We start from the raw sequence: 24,246 nt of genomic DNA on the forward strand, positions 1-24,246 counted from the left end.
CCCAACCCATGAGTTTAGCTGTAATTAAGTTCTCTTCAGAAGAGTGCGGCATTTGCCACAAAATGTCTTTTTATGACAAAAAAGTGGCTGAAGAACTGGGTTTAGAATTTATCGATGTAAAAATGCAGGATACGGCTGCTTACCGCAAGTATCGCAAGATTTTATTAACTCAGTATCCCGATAAATCAGAAATGGGATGGCCTACTTACATCATCTGCAATTCTCCAGAAGGGGAATTTGAGATTGTGGGTGAAGTAAAAGGAGGTCATCCCAAAGGGGAGTTTAGAAGCCGTCTTCAAGAAGTTCTGAATTCCCCAGCTAGTCAGAACTAAATTACCTCAAAAGATTTGACCTCTAGGACAGGGCCAATCATGGCAGTAGTCATGATATCTTCACGCACCTGTCCTTTTACTTTTGCTTTTTGTCCGGCTTTGAGTAAGTTTTTGTCAGCCCCTCTGAGGATTTCGTAAGTAACGCCCTCTTCTGTGACTAACGCCCATGCGCCTGTGCCAATATCACGGTGTTCGATCGTACCTGTAAGTGTAATGCTCATAAATAGTGCTGAGTGGGGGAGTTAGGAGTTGGGAGTTGGGAGTTGGGAGTTGGGAGTTAGGAGTTGGGAGTTGGGAGTTGGGAGTTAGGAGTTGGGAGTTATAAAAATTTATTCCCCATGCCCAATGCCCCATTCCCAATTCCCAATTCTCCATTTATGCTATTTTTTCTTCATTTTTCAATGCTAAACGAGCAAGTCCATAACAGATTAGGGCATTGGCGATCAGGAAGAGGCGTGCGATGTGACCACTTCCCAAACCCAAAACTGCTGGATCTAAAAATGCACTTACCGTCAGGCAGGCTGCGACACCTAATGTTGAACCAATGGCAAACCATTTCCAACTAGGATGTCCCAGCAGCAATGCCATTAACACGATGGGAATCAGTACGCTAGCAAATAGGGGATTCAATGCATCGGTTCCCTGGAGAGTATTGCCTAGCTCGGGAATTGAACTGCCCAAAACCCGGAAAGGCCATTGGGGAAGATCAAAAATATAGATTCCCTTGAGGAAGAATAACCCGGAACTACCAGCGATTAGTCCACTAAATAAAGACCAACTCCAAGTGAAGGGGAAGTAAACCCGTAAAAACCAAGCCAGCAGATAGGAACCAACTACCATTAAAACTTTGGGTAACAGTGCTACCGCACCACCATCAATCCAAAAGCCGGGGTTAAGATAGCCGTTATCCCGTAACCATCGAAAGAAATCTGGAAAACTGATTTGTCCGCTAAAGGCTAGTTTGACTGCTGCTTCTGCATTGAGTTGTCCAGCGCCATAATAGTTCAAACCATCATCCTGGATAACTCGCGCCGACTGTTTAAGGACTTTTAAAATTTCATCTGGTTCTTTGATGCCAGCAGCTTTGATTAATGCCGCAACACCAGCAACGTGGGGAGAAGCCATACTTGTACCCTGGAAACCCAGAAATACCCCTTCGCCCTTTTCGTCAATAGTTTCTTGCAGAATCTTACCAGCTTCGCTACCACCAGGAGCAGAGATATCTACCCCAGCACCAAAGTTAGAATAGGGCGCTCTTTCACCATCTGGGCCAATTGCGGAAACGCCGATTACATACGGATAGCGGGCTGGATAGCTTGCCCCATTGGCGTTTTCATTTCCGGCTGCGGCAATGATAACTACGCCTTTTCTATGGGCATACTCGATCGCTTCTTTCATCAACTTGCTTTCACCGCCACCGCCTAAGCTCATATTAATCACATCTGCGCCTTTATCAGCAGCAAATTTAATCGCTTCGGCAATATCGGCAACAGTACCGCCACCATACGAACTGAGTACCTTGAGCGGCATTAAACTGGCTTGGTAAGCAATTCCAGCTACGCCATATTTGTTATTTGTGGCTTGGGCAATAGTTCCGGCAACATGGGTACCGTGACCATTATCGTCTTTGGCTTCTTCTCGGTCGTTAACAAAATCATAGCCTTTGACGAATTTTGTCTCATACAAGTCGCGCACCTTGGTAATACCGGTGTCAATTACTGCAACTGTGATGCCACTGCCTTTGGTTTGACTCCATGCGCCTTCAATACCAATTTTGTGCAAGTTCCACTGCTTGCTGTAATACTGGTCATTGGGGCCAGTTAATGAGGGGGTTGTCTGATCATCATCTTCTTGGGGTCTCAAAAATTCTCCAAGCCTTGCTGCTTGACCGGGTTGTGGAATTTTGCTGTAGATATAGTTTGGTTCAATGAATTCTGTAGCTTGGGCAAACTGAGATTTTTTCAGTTCTTTGAGCCGTTGGCGATCGCCCTTGATAATATAGACATTATCTTTTTTGGAAAACTTGTTGTCTAATTGGGGTGTAACGTTGTATTGTTTGGCGATCGCTTGCAGATCCTGTTCCACCACAAGTGATGGAATATCTTCCCGAAAATCAAGCAAAATCGTCTCAAACTCTCCTTTAGCTGCCAATCCCTGGAAATTCAGGAAACCAAATATGGCAGATCCCAGCCCAATGACAAACAAGCACAATAATATAAGTTTTCTCATATTAACTCATCACCGCTTTTTGCCAGTTTGCTCACTACCATAACTTATCTCCATCCTTTAGTGGTGGATTTTGCACTTTTAGTTACAAGTTTCACTCAGGACTTTTTTAAACGATGGAACGTGGTCTTTTGTGGTTGCCCTTATTAGTAATGTTTTTCTGGTTGGCTTGGCAAGGCTCGAAGGAGTATCAAAAAGTTGAAGCCTATCGCGCTTGGGCAGAGCAATTTGAACGGGCTAAGTACGATATTTATTCAGTATTGGGTCAAAAAGGTAACAATCTAACTTGGGGAAAACCCACGCCTAAAGGGCCTATTAAACTAGAAACATTCTCTTTGCTTGATGTTAGGGAAATATATCTTTTAGTAGATGACAAAAAAGTAGATTTAGAAAATCTACCAGAAAAAGGTCGTTCTATAGAGTTAGAATTTCTATTTTCCGAATCTACTGATTCAGTTCGGGTTCCGTTTACAGAAATCCCTTTGGCAGCAGAATGGGGTAAGTTTTTGCAGAGGGCGTTAGAAAGTTTGCGATCGCAAGCGAATCAGTAGTTATATCAAGTCTGGCTAATTATTTATGGCAGTAGGTATCATAATCAAAATATTTAATTGAAGATAGAGGAAAGTCAAAGATGTAATCAGCAGATTAGCTGTGCTATGACCCAAACCAGTTAAAGTATGAATGAGAGCGATCGCGTAGTGAAGTTGAACACTGGCCGTGAGGTCTATTTTTTGGTGTTGCAAAATATTCCCCTTTTTTGTACTTTTACCAGACTAATGCTAGTTTTTAAACCCAACCCCTTACAGTCATAGGGTGTAGAGAAGCCCAGTAAAGAATTTAGTTGCTCAATATTAAATCTTCTTTGTCTAGTTATTCCTCTACACCTGCTCCGTTGGCGCAGCCTCTCGTACATAAGAGACTTAGTATCAAAACACACAACTAAATAGTGATGAAATTGGAAGGTTGAGCAACAAGTATACTTGCAGTGACATTATCCAACTTCGCCAACACTTGATTATCAGAACTATCCATAATGAAGGTTTGACTTCCTTGTTGTTGTATCAACAATCGACCAAACTGGAGACTACCTGACAACGCAAGCTTGTCCTTACCAACTTCAAAGTCAGTAATGGAGTCCGTGCCCTCACCTAAAGCCAACACAAAAGTATCAGTGCCATTCCCCCCTGTAAGTACATCTTTGCCATTGCCCCCATAAAGCCAGTCATTGCCTGCGCCCCCTAATAGTTGGTCATCTCCGATACCACCAAATAGCGTATCGTTACCGCTATCACCCCAAAGCTTGTCATTACCGCTATCGCCATAGAGCAGGTCATTACCATCATTTCCCCGGAGAGTATCGTTTCCGTCGCCTCCGAAAAGTTGGTCATTTCCTAGATTACCTACGATGTTGTCTTGACCCCCAAACCCATAAATCTTGTTGGCTGGGGCATTGCCTTTTAAGTACTCAGAACTATCAGTGCCATTGAGAAGATAAATTTCGTTAGCAAGAGGGGGTTTAACTGTGCCACTGATGGCAAAGTCAAAGGGGCTTTCGTCACTATCGTTGTTGCTCAAACTGAAACTGCCAGAATATGTTCCAGGTGTAGGTATATTTGTATTGAGTGCCACTGTTATATTCGTCGAACCCTTGGCAGCCAAGCTATATGGACGAGTTCCTACCAAACTAAAGCCGTCGGGGAGTTTGAGATTACTTAGCTTTAGCGCAGCTGTACCTGTGTTGTTGATGGTGAAAGTTTTGGTTACGGTGCTGCCGAAAGCGACGTTGCCAAAGTTAATCGCAGTGGTGCTGCCATCTGCAATGTCAACTGTGCCATTGAGAACTTGAATTTCGGGGGCAGGAGCGGGCTTAACTTTACCGCTAATGGCAAAGTCAAAGGGGCTTTCGTCAGTATCGTTGTTGCTCAAACTGAATCTGCCAGCATAGGTTCCAGGTGTTTTCGTGTTGAGTGCCACCTTTATATTCGCCCAATTATTGATAGCCAAGGTAGCTGGAAGAGTTCCTACCAAACTAAAGCCGTCGGGGAGTTCGAGATTACTCAGGTTGAGTACAGCTTTACCTGTGTTCTTGATGGTGAAAGTTTTGGTAACGGTGCTGCCGAAAGCGGCGTTGCCAAAGTCAATGGCAGTGGTACTGCCATCTACAATGTCAACTTTGCCATTGAGAACTTGAATTTCGGGAGCATTAACTTTACCACTAATAGCAAAGTCAAAGGGGCTTTCGTTACTATCGTTGTTGCTTAAACTGAAGTTGCCAGTGTAGGTTCCAGCAGTGGTCGTATTTAGTGCCACCGTTATATTCGCCGAAGTCTTGGCAGCCAAAGTAGCTGGAAGAGTTCCTACCAAACTAAAGCCGTCAGGTAGTTTGAGATTACTCAGGTTGAGTGCAGCTATACCTGTGTTATTAATGGTAAAAGTTTTGGTCAGGGTGCTGCCAACAATGGTGTCGCCAAAGTTAATCGCGGTAGTGCTGTCATCTACAATATCAACTGTGCCATCGAGAACTTGAATTTCGGGGGTAGGAGTATTATTGGTGGGGGCTTCGTATACACCAGCATCAATAAATACACTGCCGTTGCCATCGCCATCTAGGGGAACGTTCTTAGTGATGCTATTGAAAGCATTGGAGCCAGCATCGATTGCAGGACTTCCAGGTTTGAGCCTAAAGTCATGATTCGCTGCATCAACAAACAACGGGTCTTTGTTCAAAACATTTCCTGTTCCTGTACCTTTAAAAACTCCGTTGTAAGCAAGGTTATTGTCAAATGAAACATTACTAGAATTAGGAATAGCACTAGCTGCATTTCCGTCACTTGCATACATAATATTATTAGAAACATGAACATTTTTATAACTATTAAGGAAAATTTCTCCAGCTGAGATTTCTTGTGAGTTTTGGTAAGTTGTATTATTCACAATGTCTACAGGGTTTTCTCCTTTGAAAATTTGAATACCTGCGCCACCATTGTTGTAGACTAGGTTGTTGGTAATTAAGGCTTTGCCTGCATAATATTCAGTGCCAATGTAGCTTCTATCAAGCATAATCCCATGGCCTTCCTGTATTTTTCCCGTTGAATCAGTAGGTACTAACTGCTTGTTATCAAAGGAAGTATTGCCACGAATAATTACTTTGTAATCTGTGAGATTATCATCAGAATTCCAGAGGTTCAGCATTGTAATCCCTTGGACTCCAAAGGGAGAATACCAACCATTCCCAGAAACGACATTGTTTTCTACTGTAATGTAGTCTGCTTCTATTGCTGTAATCCCACCTCCTGAAAAGTTAGAAACCTTGTTATTGCTAATTGTGATGTGATGTGAATGCTGATTTTCGTTGTCATCGATATATGTAACGTTAATACCATTTCCAGATGTTGCTGGATTACTCAAATTATTTTTTTGCTGGAGCGCATATTCTAATGTAATTTCATCTCGTGCTCCCAGCAGCGTCAGCCCTTCAATTACTACATAAGAAGAGCCTGTAATTGAGATAGCATTCCAATTGTTAATGCGAGCTTCTAAAACAGGTGTGTGTCCAGGATAAGCAGTAAATGTGATCGGCGCATTAGCGGTACCATGCTTATCTGAAATACTCAGGATATTAGGGTAAGTATTTGTGTAAGTACCATTCATGACGTAGACGGTATCACCTGCGGCTACCAAGTCCCCGGCTTTTTGGAGGGTGCGAAATGCGGCTCCTTCGTTTAAGCCATCATTTTTATCACTGCCTGTTCCAGAAACGTAATATGTTTTGCCAGCCATGAGATTAACTCCTAATGTTTATAAGGTGAATTGGTAGTACGTTCTCAGCAATAAACTATGTTGCTAAGTAGTTATTTGAATGGGTCATTTATCTGGACTTTTTAAGACAGTCGCAGTTGTGCGATCGCAACTTTAAATTGCGTCGTTTGTAGAAAAACTTTTGTAAAACTTAAAATTTTTCTTCTATTAACCGTTGATGGTTAAAGTAGGGATGTCGATACCGTCAATCGTCAGTGTTTTATTGAGGGTGATCGGACAATTTGCACGCAGACAAGGCAGTGCAAAGCCAAAGACGTTTCCTGTCATCTCTGCGTTTTTTGAGTGGTCAAAGTTGAATTGGTTGAAACTTTAGTAGATTTACCCTTTAACTTAAGGGAACTAATGTAACAACTTAGTCGAACCTGTTGTACGCGGTGTAACTGAGCCTTGTGAACTCATGTATTAAAACTAACTTTTGTATAGGAGATATAAATCCGTAAATATTCTGAATATAGTTATTTTTTTTACAACAAAAGCAAAAAAATTATGGAGATGTCGTGGTGAGTCCTGTTAATTTCCAAAGTGATATGGGAGTGGAGAGCGCTTTGCGCGAGGATTTGATGAAATTTCTCTAAAAATTTTTAAAGAAGCGATGCCTTCTTTACCAAACGCCCCGCTACCGCTAACAGCACTTTCAAGTCAGGTTGTCGTAAATTTTTGTGGTTGCGATCAGAAAGGAGGCTGGAAGGAAGAGGGTTTTAGCCTAGATCATCAATCTTTGAGATAGTTTGGTTTGATGATGCCAACTTGCTTAATCTTCATAATATGAACACTGAAATAAACTTTAGAATACCCGTTGCTTTAACCATTGGTGGTTCAGATAGCGGTGGCGGTGCAGGAATTCAAGCTGATTTACGTACCTTTGCTTTTCACTGTGTCCACGGTACTAGCGCTATAACCTGCATCACGGCACAAAACACTTTAGGAGTGAATAGGGTTGATGCCATGCCAACAGAGGCTGTTGTGGCGCAAATTCAGGCAGTAGTAGAGGATATTGGCGTACAAGCTGTCAAAACGGGAATGTTGCTTAATCAGGAAATTATCTTTGCTGTTGCCCAGCAGGTGGAAGCTTTACAAATCGATAATTTAGTAGTTGATCCAGTAATGGTGTCACGTACAGGGGCACAATTGATTGATGATGATGCTGTGAAGACTCTATGCCATGCCCTGATTCCCAAGGCGGTTGTAATCACGCCGAATCGCTACGAAGCCCAGATTTTAAGCGGTTTACAAATTAACTCTTTGGAGGATATGCAAGCTGCTGCTGAAATTATTCACAAGACTTTACGGACGAAGGCTGTCTTAGTCAAGGGCGGAGGTATGCAGGGAGATTTACGTGGTGTTGATATCTGGTTTGATGGGGACAAGTTGGAAGTTTTGACTTGCCAGCAAGTAGAGACAAAAAATACCCACGGTACTGGTTGTACACTCTCGGCTGCGATCGCTGCTAATCTGGCCAAGGGAAAACACTTGTGGCAAGCAGTGCAAGAGGCAAAGGAGTATGTGACTACTGCACTCACTTACGCCCTAGATATTGGTGAAGGGCAAGGCCCAGTAGGACATTTCTTCCCGTTGTTACGAAATTAATCTTATCAAGGGGAGTGGGGAGGCAGGGGAAGCAGGGGAAGCAGGGGGAGAAAGAATAACTAATGCCCCATGCCCCATGCCCCATGCCCCATGCCCCATGCCCCATGCCCAATACCCAATAATAAATCTTTGCCCTTTCGCCATTTTTCTATTATTCTTGGGCATAGTTTCAGGGCTGACTATCTCTGTTAGCATCTCTGTACGACTTACTTACTTTGATTTTTAATACCAAGCCCCCGATGCGAACAACCATAGGTTCTGTTCACAGCAATTCGCCAACACCGACTACTCAAGCCTACCCTCCCTCTGTACCATTATCTGTATATAGGGAATTGTCAACAGAGTTGCAAGCAGCGCAGGCGAAGCTACATGCACTTACCACTAAAAATCAGCAACTAGCACAAGAAAATCAACTACTACGCCAAGAAATTACCAAAGTTGTTGAGTCTTTGTCTCACTTGCAAAATTTTGTGGATTCCCATACTACGCCTAGTTATCACCAAGTCCCCCAAGCTTCTAGTGATGTTAAAAATGCCGCTAAAGTGCCAGTAACACAAGGGCGTTCACGTCAGCAGGTTTCTGGTTCGCATCCACCCGTTATCCCCAAGACGCCACCCGAAAAAAGCCGCCGCCAAGACTTTTCTCCACCTGTAATGGAAATGAATTTCCCCATCCCAGAACCAGTTTTTATAGAAGAGCAACAAGTAAGTTATTATTCCACTACTGAGCCAGATCCCAAGGGAATCAATGGTTGGTGGTTAATTATCACGATATTGTTAATCATGCTTACTGCCTTTAGTGCTGGATATTTTGTTGTGCGTCCCTTGTTTGAACATCAGAAACGTTAGTTGACACTCCCACAGTCAGCAGCAACGAGCTTTCGAGCTACCGAGCAATTTCTCTGTAATCACTCTCTAAAATATTTGAGCATATCTGCTAAATGGCGGAATTTATTTATTTTTAGGTTATAAAAGCTACATAAAATGCTAAATTGACAGCAACTTCTTTATGTTAGAACCTCAAAGATTATCCAATTAATAAATCCTTGCCGCTTTTTATGTCCCAAACCCTCAGGCAGAGCATCTACACTTAAAAAAGTGGTAATTATTACATATATTTTAGGAAAAGCACTGCTAGTTACAGCTTCAGACAACGGATCTGGTTAGATATATAAACGAAGCTAGTAGAAGTCAGGAGTCAAAAAGATGAAAAAAGTAGAAGCTATTATCCGCCCATTTAAGCTAGATGAGGTAAAAATTGCCTTGGTTAACGCTGGTATTGTCGGCATGACGGTTTCTGAAGTCCGGGGGTTCGGACGGCAGAAAGGCCAAACTGAACGGTATCGCGGTTCTGAGTACACTGTTGAGTTTCTACAAAAACTCAAAGTGGAAATCGTAGTTGATGACAATCAAGTTGATATGGTGGTGGACAAAATTATTGCTGCTGCCCGCACTGGTGAAATCGGCGATGGTAAAATTTTCATCTCGCCTGTTGAGCAAGTGATTCGGATTCGCACCGGCGAAAAGAACACAGAAGCAGTTTAAAAAAGTTATGAGTTAAGAGTTATGAGTTAAGAGTTATGATCTGTGAGTCAAGACTAAATGAGTAAAGATTTAGCAAAATTCATAAATCCAAACTCTTAACTCCCAATTCCTAACTCCAAACTCCAAACTCCAAACTCCTAACTCCTAACTCTCTCCAGTTGAGGGAGTAAAGCTGCAAAAGCCTTGCCTCGATGGCTAATTGATCCTTTCAACTCTTGTGTCATCTCAGCAAAGGTCAATTGCAACTCTTGCACATAAAAAATTGGATCGTAGCCGAAACCACCATTACCACGCGGTGCATGGAGAATTTCGCCACGACAAATACCTTCAGATTGTAATACGATCGCACCATCAGGACGAGCGATCGCTACTGCACAAACAAATTGAGCTTGTCGATTGACTTCGTTATCTAATTCTCTCAATAGCCTAGCAATGCGCTCTGAGTCGGTTTTGGCGTAACGTGCAGAATAGACCCCTGGTGCGCCATTTAGGGCATCTACTTGCAAGCCCGAATCATCAGCAATTGCCCAGTTTCCTGTAGCTTTAGCAATTTGTGACGCTTTTAGACAAGCGTTGGCGGCAAAGGTTTCGCCTGTCTCTTCAATTTCCAATTCTTCAGGTTTGAGGGTTAATTCCCAACCAGAACTTTCCAGATAAGCTTGCATTTCCCGCAACTTACCTGGATTTCCTGTAGCTACTACAAGTAGTGTCATGAATTACAAATTATTAGTTAGGAGTTAGGAGTGATGAGTTATGAGTTAATTAATTCCTAACTCCTAACTCTCAACTCCTCACTAATTTTACTCCGCCCAGTGTTTCGCCCAAGCAAGAGTTTGATGCACTTGCTCAATTGTCGGGGCTTCGCAGTAGAGGCGTAAAACTGGCTCAGTACCGCTAAACCGAATCATTAGCCAGCTTTTATCAGCGAGGCGATACTTGTAGCCGTCAATTGTTTGGCAATCAATTACTGCTAACCCTGCAATTTCTGTTAAGGGTTGAGTTTGCAGTTGTTGCAAAAGACGCGATCGCACTTCCATACTTGCTAAGGGTAAATCAATGCGATCATAAGCTGAAATAAACCCTGTTTGTTTCTGCAAGTAGCGATAATACTCACCTAAATCCAAACCAGATTCTACAATCGCCTCTAGGACGTATAATGCTGACAGCAGTGCATCGCGTTCGGGAATATGGCTGCCATAGCCAATTCCGCCCGACTCTTCACCGCCCAGCAACACTTTTGCTACTAACATTCTATCAGCGATGTATTTATAACCAACTGCTGTTTCAAATACCGACAGGTTATGTAGTGCTGCTACAAGGGGCATTAAGTCGGAACCACTAACAGTTTTGACTATTTCACCACTAAAGCCACGCCGCAGGGTTAAGTGGTCGATTAATATTGGAATTAATACTTGGGAACTTAGGAAGTTGGCTTCTCCATCAACTGCTGCAATGCGATCGCAGTCTCCATCAAATACCAACCCCACCGTTAAACCTGATTTATCTGTTTCTCGGTGAGTTTTGATGACTTCAAATAGCTTTGAAAGGTATTTTGGCAAGGGTTCCGGCGCACCTCCACCAAATAGGGGGTCGCGTTCTGAGTTGATTTCTTTGACTTGATTACCTAGTAGCTTCGCCAATCCGCCAGCCGCCGCGCCATGCATAACATCGACAAATAATGTCAATTCGCCAGATGCGATCGCTTCTCGAATTTTGGCAATATCAACTTTACCTTCTAGTGCTTCTGTATAGCTAGGCCAAGGATCAAATTTCTCTTGCTTCCCTGGAGTAGCTGCTAATGTTACTCCAACCGACAACTGCGCTTCTATCTCTTTTGTGACTTCTGGCGGTACCGACCCACCAAAACAACCCTTGACTTTTAAACCCAAATATGTTCCAGGATTATGGCTGGCTGTAATTACCAGCGCCCCTAAAGCATTGAGTTGTTTTGCTGCCCAACTATAAGCTGGGGTTGGGGCATAAGTTTCGCTCAGTAGCACATCAAATCCGACAGCAGTGACAGTATCAGCAACAGCACGAGCAAAATCTTCTGCCATGAATCGGCGATCGTAACCGACAATTATTGTCCGGCTACCCACTGTAGAAAAATATGTATCATATAATACTTTTGCGGCAACTGGCGCGACCAGGGCTAGGCGTTCAAAGGTGAACTCGTCACCAATAACGCCCCGCCAGCCGTCTGTACCAAACTTGATTGAGTTAGCTACAACTGGCATCTAAGTATCCTAACTGTCTACTTGAGGATTCTAGCATTTATACAGTGTACAAAGTAAAAAAAGAATCTAGTAATAATATGTACTAATAATGTTCAACACAAAAGTGAGTAAATTTGTGCATTGTAGAGGTGCGATCATCCCGGAATTCTCCCACTGATGCAGACATTGTTCCAAGTCGTGTTTAAGTCTTATTAGAATTCCGTTAATAAGCCTTTCATACTTAGCAAACGCAGATCATAATTCCACTCCTGTGCCTCCTGCTATATTTAATCTTTACTTTGACTACTTCGCTACGCAAGACCAGTATTTCCGGTAAAATCAAATTCTGAGGACTGTGGATTTGGGAGAAATTTGGGGTGCCTACACTTGGCGTTAACATTGACCACATCGCCACCATCCGGCAAGCACGGCGGACAGTGGAACCAGACCCCGTGGCGGCGGCGGTGCTGGCAGAATTAGCGGGTGCTGATGGGATTACGGTACATCTGCGGGAAGATCGGCGGCATATCCAAGACAGGGATGTGCGTATATTGCGAGAAACAGTGCGATCGCATCTTAATTTAGAAATGGCCGCTACAGATGAAATGCTAGCGATCGCTCTCGATATCAAACCAGATTATGTAACTTTAGTCCCCGAAAAGCGCGAAGAAGTCACAACAGAAGGCGGATTAGATATTATCGGGCAAATTGCTAGAATAGGTGAGATAGTCGATAAATTGCAAAGCGCTAGCATTCCAGTTAGTTTATTTATCGACGCCGAACCACCACAAATCGAAGCATCTGTCAAGGTGCAGGCGCGATTTATTGAATTGCACACCGGACAATATGCTGAGGCTAAGGATGAAACAAATCGCCAGCGAGAATTAGCCATATTAGCTAAAGGGTGTGAACAAGCGATTCAAGCTGGATTGCGAGTCAACGCTGGTCATGGACTCACCTACTGGAACGTCTATCCGGTAGCTGCGCTTCCAGGTATGGAAGAACTGAATATTGGTCATACCATCATCAGTCGGGCAGCATTAGTAGGTATGGAAAGGGCAGTCCGGGAGATGAAACAAGCTATAAGAGGGAATAGGGAGTAGGGAGTAGGGAGTAGGGAATAGGGAATAGGGAGTAGGGAATAGGGAATAGGGAATTGATTATTAAATATTCTCCTCTACTCCCCCTGCCTCCCCTGCCTCCCCTGCTCCCCCCACTCCCCACTCCCCACTCCCCACTCCCCACATCTTAAAAGAGGGGTTGTCTACTGCGAAATCTAGAAATTGAGAGCAAACCTTCAGCAAAAACTTCTATGAGCGCAACACAGTCTAACAACCTGCCGCTTTGGGTACAGGATCGGGATAAGGTGATAGCAGAAAGCACTGATGTCGAGTGGCGCTATCAGACACCGCCTGATTATTCCCGTTCCAAAGAGAATCTGGCTCAAGAAAGTACTTATAATCACCTTGAAGGTACACTGGAAGCGATCGTGCAAAACTTGGTGCGAACCTTCGAGATGGAGGTATCCTTCAAAGTTAACCCGCAACAGTGGTTATCTATTGTGAATGACAAGTTTCGTGTAAGTACCAATGGCGGAGTCGAGTACACAGCAGCAGATTTATCAGCCCAAGGTACTTACAATTTATTTATGGCTGATTCAGAACATTACAAGTCTTCAGAAGAAAGCTTTGAATCATCCGCAAAAGTCTTCCACACAACATTTCCCCAAGGATTTCCTTGGGAAGTGCTGGAAGTTTTCTCAGGGCCACCAAATGTCACATTCAAATGGCGGCATTGGGGACATTTTAAAGGAGAATACAAAGGCCATGCACCTACTGGAGAGACAGTAGAAATTATCGGCATGAGCATTGCAAAAGTTACCGATGACTTGAAGGTTATTTCCTTGGAACACTACTTCGACAATAATCTGTTCTTGGAAAAGCTAACATCTGGTGGCAAACAGATAAATGCCCAAAAGCAGGGAAGTGCTTGTCCGTTCAGTTCTTGGTTCAAGAAATTGCACAAGAGTTAGTGTTTAGGGGTACAGAGTGCAGCACTGTGCCCTTAAATTATTCACATAGCAACCAAAGGATGAAAATGCAAACATATTATTACGTTTTGGCTAGTCAAAAATTTCTTCTTGAAGAAGAACCGACACACGAAGTTCTCAAAGAGCGCACTCGTCACTACCACGAACAAGAAAAACAAATAGATTTCTGGTTGGTTCCGCAACCAGCTTTCTTGGAAACACCGCAGTTTACAGAGCTAAAGGCGAAGTGTCCCCAACCAGCAGTAGCAATTATTTCTACTAATCCCCAATTTATTACTTGGTTAAAGCTGCGTTTAGAGTACGTCAGTACTGGTGAATTCCAGGCTCCTTCTGAGACAATACCAGATGCCTTGGCATCGTTAGCTGCCGTCTCTTAGGCATGGGGCATTGGGCATGGGGCATTGGGCATTGGTTATTTATTATTCTCCTCTACTCCCCCTGCTGCCCCTGCTTCCTATTCCCCACTCCCCACTCCCCACTCCCTAATTTTATTTTTGAGTAAAAAAATATATTTTTTGACACTCATTTTATCCCCATACTGAAGTAACTGGGTTTTCAGCTTTTTTCTTATAAAATCTTCTAAGACACCTTGATTTACATAATCTAACTTTTGTGCATAGATTTCAGACTTTACCAAGTGTTTTAGGATTAGCGATGTCTACGATGAGCTTCGCTTACGCAGGGTTGATTGGTGGCATGAGTCCTGTTTTTGCCCAACAAGCTATTCCCCTTTGTCAACCACCAAATGCAGGTGAGTATCTTTTATTAGTAGTCAGTCCCACAGCAGATAATCAAAAGCAGTTGCGTAGTGCCTTACCGCCAGAACTGAAGACGATTAACTGCAAATATCTCAACGAAACTGTGACCCGGATAGGGGGCTTTAATAAAATTGATGATGCCAATCGATGGGCAAGGTATGTCAGCAATATTGTTGGCTTGTCTGCTATCATCACCACTCGACCAACAACGCCAGATGTGCAGCCACAGCAACAGGCACCAATACAGCAACCTCAGCAGACAGTTTATAATCCTCAAGCATTAGGAGAAGGTTATGCAGTTCTGGTAGATTATTACAACCGTCCAGAACTAGTAAATAGTGTGCAACAAGTAGTGGGAGGGAACGTAGGTTTTGTTTCTTATGGACAACGCCCTTACTTGTTGGCAGTTTATACGACTAACCAAACTGAAGCATATAATACCTTGCAGAAGCTGAACAATGGCGGTTTTGTTGCCAGCATAGTAGATAGTCGTAAGGTAATTCTGCTGCGCTCAACTGTACGGTTGTAATCATTAGTCATTAGTCATTAGTCATTAGTCATTGGTCATTAGTCATTCGTTAATAAACTGTAGACTGTAGACTGTAGACTATTGACTAATAAGCAGACCTAGCTAACCAATAGATCGTTATGCCCAAAGCCGACCCAGCTATTACCTGAACTGGTGTATGTCCGAGTAATTCTTTGAGACGGTCTTGGCTAAAGTCTGGTTTTTCATGAAATAATTCATCAATCATTTGATTCAGGATACGAGCTTGCTTACCAGCCGCTTGGCGAACTCCGGCTGCATCATACATCACGATGATGGCAAAAATCATTGCAACGGCAAAATCAGGAGATGCCCAACCGAGTGTTTGCCCTACACCGGCGGCTAGAGCTGTAACTAAAGCTGAATGGGCACTGGGCATACCTCCGGTTGTCACCAAAACACGCACATTCAGTTTGCGATTTTTGACGATCTCGACTACGAGCTTTAGGGCTTGAGCAATTAAACAAGCTATCAAAGCAACCAGCAGCACCCGGTTGTCTAAAATGTTGCCTATGTCCTGCATGGTATTTTGGTTAGGTTAGTAAATATTAGCAGCAGTTGTTGGTTGAGGAAACATCTAGATTCAACCCAAAATCCAAAATTAACCTAGTACATCACGGTGGAAACAGACCAACTATTCAAATTCACCCAAAAGCGTACTTAATCAGCTTTTTGGATTTTGATATGAGTGAATTTTGAATTTCGCTGGGCGGTGTAGTATAGCATGGCGTAAATAAACCACCCATTCCAAATCAATGAAACGCTTGCGGTATAAGAATTACGAATTACGAATTACGAATTACGAATTACGAATTACCTAAAGCGTTACTAGTTATTGCGGCTGATGATAAAATGAGCGATCGCTTGGAGTGATTTGGCTCTCTCTCCAAATGGTTCTAATTCCGCACAAGCTGCTTTAACTAACTCTTGGGCTTTTGAGCGAGATTCTTCAAGTCCCCAAAGGCTAGGATAGGTCACTTTCTGCGCTTTTTGGTCTTTACCCGCAGTTTTGCCTAATTGCTCTTGGGTAGAAGTGATATCCAGAATATCATCTATGATTTGGAATGCTAGCCCAATATTTTGAGCATAACGGGTCAGTCGTTGCACATCTTCAGATGATGCCCCAGCTATGATCCCGCCACAAACTACGCAAGCTTCCAAAAGCGCGGCTGTTTTGTGTTGATGGATGAAATTTAGCGTTTCTAGGGAAATATCTGATTTACCTTCCGACTCTAAATCGACAACTTGACCGCCGACCAAACCAGCTGCCCCCAGCGCCCGACCAAGACGGGCAATAACCTGCAAGACTAGCTCTCTGTTAACACTTTGGGGGGTTTGAATGGCAACAAACTCAAAAGCGAGAGCCAACAAGCCATCCCCAGCCAAAATCGCCACATCTTCGCCATAAACTTTATGATTCGTCAGCTTCCCACGACGATAATCGTCATTATCCATCGCCGGTAGGTCGTCATGAATCAACGACATTGTGTGCATCATCTCCACAGCACAAGCCGTTGGCATGGCCATTTCGATGGTTCCACCAATCATTTCACAGGTAGCAAGGCAAAGAATGGGACGTACACGCTTGCCTCCAGCTAATAACGAGTAGCGCATCGCCTCATAAATCTTTTCTGGATAAATGATGGGGATAGCCTGATCTAAAACAGTATCACAAAGCTTTTGGCGCTCTTTTAGATAAGCTGCTAAGTTAAACGTGGCTTCCTCTGGTGGTGTCTTTTGAACGTTATCAGTTGCTACCATTCTTAAATTCCTGACATTTTGGGATTTTTGTCTTATACGTCACAATTTTAAGGTGCTATGGCGCTGAAAAAATGAAGAATTAGGAGAGACGCGATTAATCGCGTCTGTACAGGAATTAGGATTAATAACTCTTAACTTTTAACTCATCATTCCTCACTCCTCACTCTTTTTCTTCTCTTGCCGCCTTGGAATAGCTGGCAAATGTATTTTGCAACAATACAGCGACAGTCATAGGGCCAACACCACCAGGAACGGGGGTGATAAATTCTGCTACAGCAGATGTTGATTCAAAGTGGACATCGCCGATTAAGCGACTTTTGCCACTAGCATCAGTGACACGATTCATTCCCACATCTACCACAACAGCGCCCGGTTTTACCATGTCAGCAGTGATCAGTCCGGGACGACCTACTGCTGCAATTAGAATATCAGCATTTTGGGTGATGGTTTTGAGGTCATGCGATCGCGAGTGAGCGATCGTGACTGTGGCATCAGCTTCTAGTAGCATCAGTGCCATTGGCTTACCCACCAAAATACTGCGTCCCACCACTACTGCCTGTTTTCCCTGCAAAGGAATCTCATATTCTTCTAAAAGCCGCATCACACCCGCTGGGGTGCAGCTGCGTAAACCGCTTTCTCCCCGTACTAGTCGCCCCAAGTTAACTGGGTGCAGTCCATCAGCATCTTTATCGGGATCAATTTGATGTAGCAGAGCCACAGCATCCAAGTGGTTAGGTAAGGGCAGCTGCACAAGAATTCCATCCACCCGTTCATCGTGGTTTAGTGCAGCTATGACCTCTTCTAACTCTTCAAAGGTAGTTTGGGCGGGAAAATGCTTACCAAAAGAGGCGATCCCAACTTTAGCGCAAGCTTTTTCTTTATTACGAACATAAGCTGCTGAGGCTGGATTATCGCCAACCATCAGCACTGCTAAACCAGGCGATCGCCCAATTTTTGGTTGTAATTGTGTAATGGCAACAGAAAGTTCTTGCTGAATTTTTGCAGCTATTGTTTTACCATCAAGGAGTTTGGCAGTTTTTGTTTCCATGAGAATTCCCAGCTATATTCGCCTTTTGTCAAAACACTTGCAACAAGTCTTTCCCCCTGCCCCCTGCCTCTTAATTGGTGTCGTAGCGTTTTTCTCACAGTGAATCCATAATCTTTATTTTCTCAGATTAATGGCGTTATCTGAAGAATAAAGAATTAAGGATGAAATTCAGAACATTTTTTGCTCAGTTAAGAGTGTGTTTCTGAAAGTGGAGAGAATAGTATAGATGGGAACAGACCTGATGAAACTGGCGACAAAGCAAGCAGTGAAGCAAAAATTTGCTCAATCGGTGGCTTTCATGCAACAAACGAGAATGTCCCTTTCGTTCTTAGACCTCTTGCAAAAGTCCCCAATACCCCACCCCCAACCCCTCCCCTTAGCAAGGGGAGGAGAGACAAAGCGTAGCTTTGGCTCTTTGGGGTTCTTATTTTTGATTTATGCAAGAGGTCTCTTGTACGGGCACAGTATTGTTCCCTACCGCCTGGGGTTGATTTTTTTATTGGTGGTGGGACTTTGTAGCTGTGGTAGTTTAACCTCGTCTGGTTTGAATGGGACTAATTTTACAATTGGTACTAATGTCACTCCAATTCGAGAAATTAAACCAGAACAAGACAATAAGGCTACAGTTTACATCCAAGGTAAGGTGGAAAAGAAAGCTCCTTTGATGAAGCAGTGGGCTTATCAAATTAGTGACTCGACTGGCAAAATTTGGGTTGTCACCAATCAAAAGAATCTAGGCGAGGGGGCACAAGTGGTTATTAAAGGTAAAATTCGCTACCGAAGTATCCCCTTAGCTGGTAAAGAATTGGGGGAAGTTTATCTAGAAGAATAATTAGCAATTAAAAATAAGACATGAACAATCAACCGATACATGTAGCGATCGCAATTCTCTACCAAAAAAACAAGTTTCTTATGCAACTGCGAGATAACATCCCCGGTATTCTCTACCCTGGTTACTGGGCGCTATTTGGCGGTCATATCGAACCTGGGGAAACGCCAGAGGTAACACTGAAGCGAGAAATTTTAGAAGAAATCGGCTATACTATACCACCCTTTGTTGAATTTGGGTGTTATCCCGACGAAAGAGTTGTTCGTCATGTCTTTCATGCACCACTCTCGGTGGAATTAAATCAACTGGTTTTGAATGAAGGCTGGGATATGGGATTATTGACCACAGAAAATATTTACCAAGGTAGCTGTTATTCCCAAAACGCTAGAGAAGTGCGACCTTTGGGGAATGTGCATCAAAAAATTATGTTGGATTTTATTCAGACAAACCAACAAACCTAGTGCCGCAAGGCAGAAGTCACGCATTCAAAAGTATTATCGAATAAGCTTTTTAGGGATTTTAAATGGTTGCTCTATTTACTTCGTTCTGTACTAGTTTATCCCTGCTTGCGTATATTGCAATTGCAGCATGATCTCCTAAATGATTATATGCTTTTTCATAAATCAAAATCGAAGCCAAAATAAAGTTAGAACTCTTGTGGAGTGATCACTAATGCAATCAGCAAATAAACTACCGCGATGGTTAACTATAGGATTGGCATTTCCGATTATTATTCTCAATGGCTGGCTATTGCTCCAGGTTGTACAGTATTTTCAACCCTTGGTCAGCATTATCGCCGCCGCCATCCTACTAGCTTTTGTCTTGAACTATCCAATCCAGTTTCTTCAGGAACAAGGGGTAAAACGCAACCTGGCGATCGCAGGGGTGTTACTTTTGACTCTAGTGGTTTTAGTGGCTTTAGGCATCACCTTGGTTCCCCTGATTATCCAACAGCTCGTTGAGCTAGCTAATATATTGCCCAGTTGGATTGATTCTGGGACTCAACAGTTGCAAACTTTCCAAGATTGGGCGTTAAGCCAACAACAACTTCCGATTAATTTAAGTGGTTTATTTACCCAAGTTCTTGAGCGATTATCTAACCAGCTTCAGTCCTTCACTGGTAGAATTCTTGGTTTTGCTGTCGATACCATTGGTATTGTGCTGAACGTGCTGCTGGCGGTAGTACTGACTATCTACCTAATATTGAACGGTGAACGTCTTTGGGACGGAGTTTTTCAGTGGCTTCCCCCTAGTATTGGGTTAAGAGTGCGGGAATTACTCCGAGAGGATTTCCACAATTACTTCATCGGTCAAGCAACATTAGGAGCTGTCTTAGGGGTGACAATTACACTGGCGTTTTTGGCGCTGCAAGTTCCCTTAGCTCTACTTTTTGGCATTGGTATTGGTTTATTTTCTCTCTTCCCCTTTGGTACAGGAGTAGGTATCGCTATAGTAAGTTTGTTGGTAGCGCTGCAAAACTTTTGGTTAGGAGTTGAAGTCTTAGGTGTAGCTGTTGCGATCGACCAAGTTAATTCTAATTTTATAGCACCGAGAATTCTCGGCAATTTGACTGGGCTAAATCCCGTGTGGGTAGTAATTTCTTTGCTGTTGGGGGCAAAGTTGGGAGGAGTTCTGGGTTTGTTAATTGCGATTCCTATTGCCAGTTTTATCAAAGATATAACAGATAGCTGGCGGGCTGGAGAGTTTAACAAGATAGATGATATCGTGGCAGAACCTATAAAGATTACAAGTGAGACAGCAGGAACTTATAGTTAAAAATAAATATGTAAGTTAAGGGGAATTGACAATATTGACTATCCTTTGCTTATTGCTTGTTTTTTACTCTAAAGTTTTACGGTAAGCTCTCCTGAATTTGTTAAGAATTAAGTGGATCGGTAATTTTAATAATAAACTCAGTCCCTTCGCCAAAAGCCGATATGCATTGCAGTTGACCAAATAATTACTAATTCGTAATGACGCTCGTTCCTCGCTACCGCTACGCTAACGTAATTCGTAATTAAAGGTACAGAGCAACTAATATCATGTCCGGATAAATAGTTATGATTCCCACAGTCATTGCACCCCACCCCCAACCCCTCCCCGCTTGCGGGGAGGGGAGACAAAGCATAGCTTTGGCGGGGTGGGGTTCTTCGGGTTTAATAAGTAATCAAGCGGACATGATATAACTAAAGTTTATGGAGACAAATAAATTTATTACTTATTTTAGAGCAAGCGACTTCAGTCGTGAGGTAATAATTACGAATTACGAATTATAAATTACGAATTATTTTGACCACCGTGTTTTTCTACAACAATTTGATAGCTGATAGATAGACCTAATCCAGTTCATTTGCCAACTGGTTTAGTGCTGAAAAAGGGGTCAAACAATTGGTTTTGGTAAGTTTGTGGAATTCCCGAGCCACTCGAGACGATAAAAATTTATTGAGGAAAGAATGATTTCCTTGACTCGCTTAGTGCAACCTCACAAGTAATCGGGATAAGTTAATTTATAATAATTGTAATTTTAAATAAAGTTTTAGTTTTTTATTAGACCTCTTGTAAAAGTTCCTAACACCCTACCCCCAACCCCTCCCCTTAGCATCCTACGGTGTACACACAAGTATGACCAGCATAGGTTTCAATTCTAGTAGTTTCGTAGGGTGCGTTATGGACACGCCGAAATAACAAATGCGTTCGCCGAAATAACAAATGCGTTCGCCGAAATAACAAATGCGTTCGCCGAAGTAACAAATGCGTTCGCCGAAGTAACAAATGCGGTCGCCGAAATAACAAATGCGGTCGCCGAAGTAACAAATGCGGTCGCCGAAGTAACAAATGCGGTCGCCGAAGTAACAAATGCGGTCGCCGAAATAACAAATGCGGTCGCCGAAATAATAAATGCGGTCGCCGAAATAATAAATGCGTTCGCCGATATAACACAATACGGTTCAGTTAAGGCTTAAATATTAGTCAAAGTCAATTTTTTTAACGAACCGCAAAGGACGCAAAGAACGCAAAGGAAGAGAAGAAAGAAATGCTTAACTGAACTGTATTGCGATATAACAAATGCGTTCGCCATGATTGCAAGAATTTAGCTTTGTCACGCCAGCGTAACGAACTGCAAATCTTTGGTAGATGAAGTTTTTCCGACTTGTGTCTACACCGTAGCCAAAGCATCCGGAAGGGGAGTAAGGGGTGGGGTTCTTATTTTTGATTTATGCAAGAGGTCTATTAACCCTTGAATAACCCAATCTTTACTTGTTGGATAAGAGAATGTGCTAAACACTTATTTTGTAATACTTCTTAAGCTTGCCATTATTTATCATGGAATCTAATCGCCCATTGCAACTAAACCGTCGCCAGTTTTTGCTGCGTTCAACTATCACCGCAGGTGGAATTATTGCCACAAATCTTGTATCGAAATCACAAGTTTTTGCCCAAGCGCCTGCAATTATCACCTCTGACAAAATGCGTCCTGCTATACCTTATGGTGTAGCTAGCGGAGATATTTCCAAAGATAGCATTGTGATTTGGAGTCGCAGCGATCGCCCCGCCAAAATGATCGTAGAATACTCTACCAGCGAATCTTTTAGAAATGTGCAGCGAGTTGTGGGGCCTAACGCTTTACAAAATAGCGACTTTACAGCACGACTTTATCTGAAGAACTTGCCACCAGACCAACAATTATTTTATCGGGTAATCTTCCAAGATTTAGATTATAAAAGCACTTACAGCGCTCCTGTCAAAGGCACTTTCCGCACTCCCCCCAAATCTGGGCGAGATGTATTCTTTGTGTGGGGTGGTGACACCGCCGGTCAGGGATGGGGGATTAATCCTGATTTCGGTGGGATGAAAATTTACGAAACTATGCGCCAACTTCATCCCGACTTTTTTATTCATTCTGGCGATAATATTTACGCCGATGGCCCCATTCAATCAGAAGTCACTTTAGACGATGGCACTATTTGGAAAAACATTACTACACCAGAAAAATCCAAAGTAGCAGAAACTCTCACAGAATATCGTGGCAACTATATTTATAATTTGCTGGATGACAACATCAAGCGTTTCAACGCTGAAGTTCCCATATTGGCACAGTGGGACGACCACGAAACCACAAATAACTGGTATCCTGGAGAATTTCTCCTGAACGATGAGCGCTACACAGTTAAGGATGTTAACTTGTTAGCAAAAAGGGCAAGGCAAGCGTTTTTAGAATATCTGCCTATTGGGTATGAAACAAATGCTCTAGATAAAGCGAAAATTTATCGCTCTTTTAAGCATGGCTCATTATTAGACATTTTCATGCTGGATGAACGCACTTACCGGGGGCCAAACACGCCTAATCGTCAGCCAGTACCAAGTAAAGAAACAGAAATGCTGGGCAGAACACAAATACAATGGCTAAAAAGGCAATTGTTATCATCAAAAGCAACATGGAAAGTGATTGCTAGTGATATGCCTCTGGGACTGATAATTCGAGACGGTAGCACGGACTTTGAAGCTTGGGCTAATGGAGATGGCCCAGCTTTAGGAAGAGAATTAGAAATTGCTGATTTACTACGATTTATCAAAAATAAAAATATCCAGAATGTTGTTTGGTTAACTGCTGATGTACATTATGCAGCAGCCCACTATTACGACCCCGCTAAAGCACAGTTTACCGACTTTAAGCCTTTTTGGGAGTTCGTTGCTGGGCCTCTTAACTCTGGCACATTTGGCCCCAATCAATTGGAAAATACCTTTGGCCCACAATTGGTATTTCAAAGTCTTCCTCCAGGTACGAAAGCAAATCGACCCCCAAGTGAAGGTTTGCAATTCTTTGGAGGAGTTAAAATTGATGGAAATACAAAAGTGATGACGGTAACACTGCGTAACTTGGTAGGAAAAATCGTTTACAGTGTAGATTTACCGCCGGAAAAATAAACATCAAAAACTTAGCGAAATATAGCCAGTTAGATAGAGTAATTACGCAATTTTTTACTTTTTCTGCTGGCTTTGTTGTTTTTGGTGAGATGTTGAATGATGAAAAACTTGTGCGATGCCTGCGGCGGGCTTTGCCTACGCCACTGTTAGGAGCTAAATTTAGATAGATACTGGATTGTTTAATTATTATGCTGGCAAGCTACATTGACCAAGCGATGGAACTAGCGGTTTATGAGATCATTGAAGATGAGCAAACTTATTGGGGTGAAATTCCAAGCTTACAAGGAGTCTGGGCAAATCATCAAACTCTAGAAGGATGTAGGCGGGAATTAAGAGAGGCTTTAAGTGATTGGCTAGCGCTACGGTTACATTTGGGGTTAACGATTCCGGTAATCGCTGGTATCAACCTCAATGAACTGACCAAACCTGTATAAAAATGTCTAGATTAACCCCTGTTTCTTGGCGGGATTTAGTAAAACGTCTGCAAGAGTTGGGTTTTGAAGGCCCCTATGCCGGAGGAAAGCATCCACAAATGCGGCGAGGTGATGTTACTGTAATTATTACCAATCCTTATGAGGGTGATATTAGTGTGGGTCTATGATC

25 protein-coding genes and 1 pseudogene are annotated in these 24,246 nt (G+C 42.9%); 16 read left to right on the forward strand and 10 right to left on the reverse strand.

The annotated features are described in order from the left end of the window. Positions 1-8 precede the first annotated feature (8 nt). Positions 9-332, forward strand: coding sequence for a thioredoxin family protein (locus tag LC586_RS26300; RefSeq protein ID WP_229488182.1), 324 nt, complete (start codon positions 9-11; stop codon positions 330-332). Here the strand turns inward: LC586_RS26300 and LC586_RS26305 are convergent. Together LC586_RS26305 and LC586_RS26310 are read right to left on the reverse strand one after the other, a co-directional pair. Beyond that, positions 329-553, reverse strand: a complete 225-nt coding sequence (locus tag LC586_RS26305) for a hypothetical protein (protein ID WP_229488183.1) — start codon at positions 551-553, stop codon at positions 329-331. The genes LC586_RS26300 and LC586_RS26305 overlap by 4 nt on opposite strands. A 154-nt stretch (positions 554-707) precedes the next feature. Beyond that, complete coding sequence (locus LC586_RS26310; protein ID WP_229488184.1) at positions 708-2,561, reverse strand: S8 family peptidase; 1,854 nt, start codon at positions 2,559-2,561, stop codon at positions 708-710. 113 nt (positions 2,562-2,674) lie between these two features. Here LC586_RS26310 and LC586_RS26315 point away from each other — a divergent pair, with 113 nt between their 5' ends. Further along, the gene (locus tag LC586_RS26315) at positions 2,675-3,109 is read left to right on the forward strand and encodes a hypothetical protein (protein ID WP_229488185.1); all 435 of its coding nucleotides are present in this window, start codon (positions 2,675-2,677) and stop codon (positions 3,107-3,109) included. A gap of 15 nt (positions 3,110-3,124) precedes the next feature. Here the strand turns inward: LC586_RS26315 and LC586_RS26320 are convergent, their stop codons facing one another. Both LC586_RS26320 and LC586_RS26325 read right to left on the reverse strand, forming a co-directional pair. After that, entirely contained in the window at positions 3,125-3,301 is a 177-nt protein-coding gene (locus LC586_RS26320) for a hypothetical protein (protein ID WP_229488186.1), read from the reverse strand. A 196-nt stretch (positions 3,302-3,497) separates the two neighbouring features. Further along, complete coding sequence (locus LC586_RS26325; RefSeq protein WP_229488187.1) at positions 3,498-6,338, reverse strand: choice-of-anchor D domain-containing protein; 2,841 nt, start codon at positions 6,336-6,338, stop codon at positions 3,498-3,500. A gap of 804 nt (positions 6,339-7,142) precedes the next feature. Here LC586_RS26325 and thiD point away from each other — a divergent pair. The 3 genes from thiD (at position 7,143) to LC586_RS26340 (ending at position 9,508) form a co-directional block, all read left to right on the forward strand. After that, positions 7,143-7,964 (forward strand): bifunctional hydroxymethylpyrimidine kinase/phosphomethylpyrimidine kinase, encoded by an 822-nt coding sequence (gene thiD / locus LC586_RS26330; protein ID WP_229488188.1) that lies wholly within the window; start codon positions 7,143-7,145, stop codon positions 7,962-7,964. A 239-nt stretch (positions 7,965-8,203) separates the two neighbouring features. Then, positions 8,204-8,812, forward strand: coding sequence for a cell division protein ZapB (locus LC586_RS26335; protein ID WP_229488189.1), 609 nt, complete (start codon positions 8,204-8,206; stop codon positions 8,810-8,812). A 357-nt stretch (positions 8,813-9,169) separates the two neighbouring features. Next, entirely contained in the window at positions 9,170-9,508 is a 339-nt protein-coding gene (locus tag LC586_RS26340) for a P-II family nitrogen regulator (RefSeq protein ID WP_012410794.1), read from the forward strand. 137 nt (positions 9,509-9,645) lie between these two features. On the opposite strand, the gene rdgB is transcribed toward LC586_RS26340, so the two are convergent. Both rdgB and LC586_RS26350 read right to left on the reverse strand, forming a co-directional pair. Beyond that, positions 9,646-10,221, reverse strand: a complete 576-nt coding sequence (gene rdgB / locus LC586_RS26345; RefSeq protein WP_229488190.1) for an RdgB/HAM1 family non-canonical purine NTP pyrophosphatase — start codon at positions 10,219-10,221, stop codon at positions 9,646-9,648. 87 nt (positions 10,222-10,308) lie between these two features. Continuing rightward, complete coding sequence (locus LC586_RS26350) at positions 10,309-11,745, reverse strand: phosphoglucomutase/phosphomannomutase family protein (RefSeq protein ID WP_229488191.1); 1,437 nt, start codon at positions 11,743-11,745, stop codon at positions 10,309-10,311. A 356-nt stretch (positions 11,746-12,101) separates the two neighbouring features. Here LC586_RS26350 and LC586_RS26355 point away from each other — a divergent pair, with 356 nt between their 5' ends. From LC586_RS26355 to LC586_RS26370, 4 genes are all read left to right on the forward strand, one after another. Beyond that, complete coding sequence (locus LC586_RS26355) at positions 12,102-12,827, forward strand: pyridoxine 5'-phosphate synthase (protein WP_229488192.1); 726 nt, start codon at positions 12,102-12,104, stop codon at positions 12,825-12,827. A 209-nt stretch (positions 12,828-13,036) separates the two neighbouring features. Then, positions 13,037-13,756 carry a nuclear transport factor 2 family protein gene (locus LC586_RS26360; RefSeq protein ID WP_229488193.1) on the forward strand — a complete coding sequence of 240 codons (720 nt, stop codon included), beginning with the start codon at positions 13,037-13,039 and terminating at the stop codon, positions 13,754-13,756. 65 nt (positions 13,757-13,821) lie between these two features. Beyond that, entirely contained in the window at positions 13,822-14,151 is a 330-nt protein-coding gene (locus LC586_RS26365) for an MgPME-cyclase complex family protein (RefSeq protein WP_229488194.1), read from the forward strand. Positions 14,152-14,386: 235 nt separating this feature from the next. Beyond that, a complete protein-coding gene (locus tag LC586_RS26370) occupies positions 14,387-15,061 on the forward strand; it encodes a hypothetical protein (protein ID WP_229488195.1) in 675 nt (224 codons plus the stop codon). Positions 15,062-15,146: 85 nt separating this feature from the next. Here LC586_RS26370 and LC586_RS26375 read toward each other — a convergent pair whose 3' ends face one another. From LC586_RS26375 to folD, 3 genes are all read right to left on the reverse strand, one after another. Beyond that, the gene (locus LC586_RS26375) at positions 15,147-15,602 is read right to left on the reverse strand and encodes a divergent PAP2 family protein (RefSeq protein ID WP_118170665.1); all 456 of its coding nucleotides are present in this window, start codon (positions 15,600-15,602) and stop codon (positions 15,147-15,149) included. A gap of 305 nt (positions 15,603-15,907) precedes the next feature. Then, positions 15,908-16,840, reverse strand: coding sequence for a geranylgeranyl diphosphate synthase CrtE (crtE, locus tag LC586_RS26380; RefSeq protein WP_229488196.1), 933 nt, complete (start codon positions 16,838-16,840; stop codon positions 15,908-15,910). Positions 16,841-17,000: 160 nt separating this feature from the next. Then, positions 17,001-17,888 (reverse strand): bifunctional methylenetetrahydrofolate dehydrogenase/methenyltetrahydrofolate cyclohydrolase FolD, encoded by an 888-nt coding sequence (gene folD, locus LC586_RS26385; protein WP_229488197.1) that lies wholly within the window; start codon positions 17,886-17,888, stop codon positions 17,001-17,003. Positions 17,889-18,114: 226 nt separating this feature from the next. Between folD and LC586_RS42760 the strand changes: the two genes are divergently transcribed. The 3 genes from LC586_RS42760 (at position 18,115) to LC586_RS26400 (ending at position 20,493) form a co-directional block, all read left to right on the forward strand. Next, complete coding sequence (locus tag LC586_RS42760) at positions 18,115-18,720, forward strand: hypothetical protein (protein ID WP_438822932.1); 606 nt, start codon at positions 18,115-18,117, stop codon at positions 18,718-18,720. 20 nt (positions 18,721-18,740) lie between these two features. Continuing rightward, on the forward strand, positions 18,741-19,178 hold the full coding sequence (locus tag LC586_RS26395; RefSeq protein WP_229488198.1) for an NUDIX hydrolase: 438 nt from the start codon (positions 18,741-18,743) through the stop codon (positions 19,176-19,178). 211 nt (positions 19,179-19,389) lie between these two features. Then, positions 19,390-20,493 carry an AI-2E family transporter gene (locus LC586_RS26400; protein WP_229488199.1) on the forward strand — a complete coding sequence of 368 codons (1,104 nt, stop codon included), beginning with the start codon at positions 19,390-19,392 and terminating at the stop codon, positions 20,491-20,493. 501 nt (positions 20,494-20,994) lie between these two features. Here the strand turns inward: LC586_RS26400 and LC586_RS42765 are convergent. Further along, positions 20,995-21,141, reverse strand: a pseudogene (locus LC586_RS42765) (ATP-binding protein); the annotation flags it as partial. 236 nt (positions 21,142-21,377) lie between these two features. Between LC586_RS42765 and LC586_RS26405 the strand changes: the two are divergent. From LC586_RS26405 to LC586_RS26420, 4 genes are all read left to right on the forward strand, one after another. Then, complete coding sequence (locus tag LC586_RS26405) at positions 21,378-21,680, forward strand: hypothetical protein (RefSeq protein WP_229488200.1); 303 nt, start codon at positions 21,378-21,380, stop codon at positions 21,678-21,680. Between the two features lie 361 nt (positions 21,681-22,041). After that, positions 22,042-23,643: an alkaline phosphatase D family protein gene (locus LC586_RS26410; RefSeq protein WP_229488201.1), complete on the forward strand. Its 1,602-nt coding sequence runs from the start codon at positions 22,042-22,044 to the stop codon at positions 23,641-23,643. Between the two features lie 188 nt (positions 23,644-23,831). Beyond that, complete coding sequence (locus tag LC586_RS26415) at positions 23,832-24,077, forward strand: type II toxin-antitoxin system HicB family antitoxin (protein ID WP_229488202.1); 246 nt, start codon at positions 23,832-23,834, stop codon at positions 24,075-24,077. Between the two features lie 2 nt (positions 24,078-24,079). Beyond that, on the forward strand, positions 24,080-24,244 hold the full coding sequence (locus tag LC586_RS26420; protein WP_229488203.1) for a type II toxin-antitoxin system HicA family toxin: 165 nt from the start codon (positions 24,080-24,082) through the stop codon (positions 24,242-24,244). Positions 24,245-24,246: the final 2 nt, after the last annotated feature.

The organism is Nostoc favosum CHAB5714 (assembly GCF_020829495.1).
GTDB classification, from domain to species: domain Bacteria; phylum Cyanobacteriota; class Cyanobacteriia; order Cyanobacteriales; family Nostocaceae; genus Nostoc; species Nostoc favosum.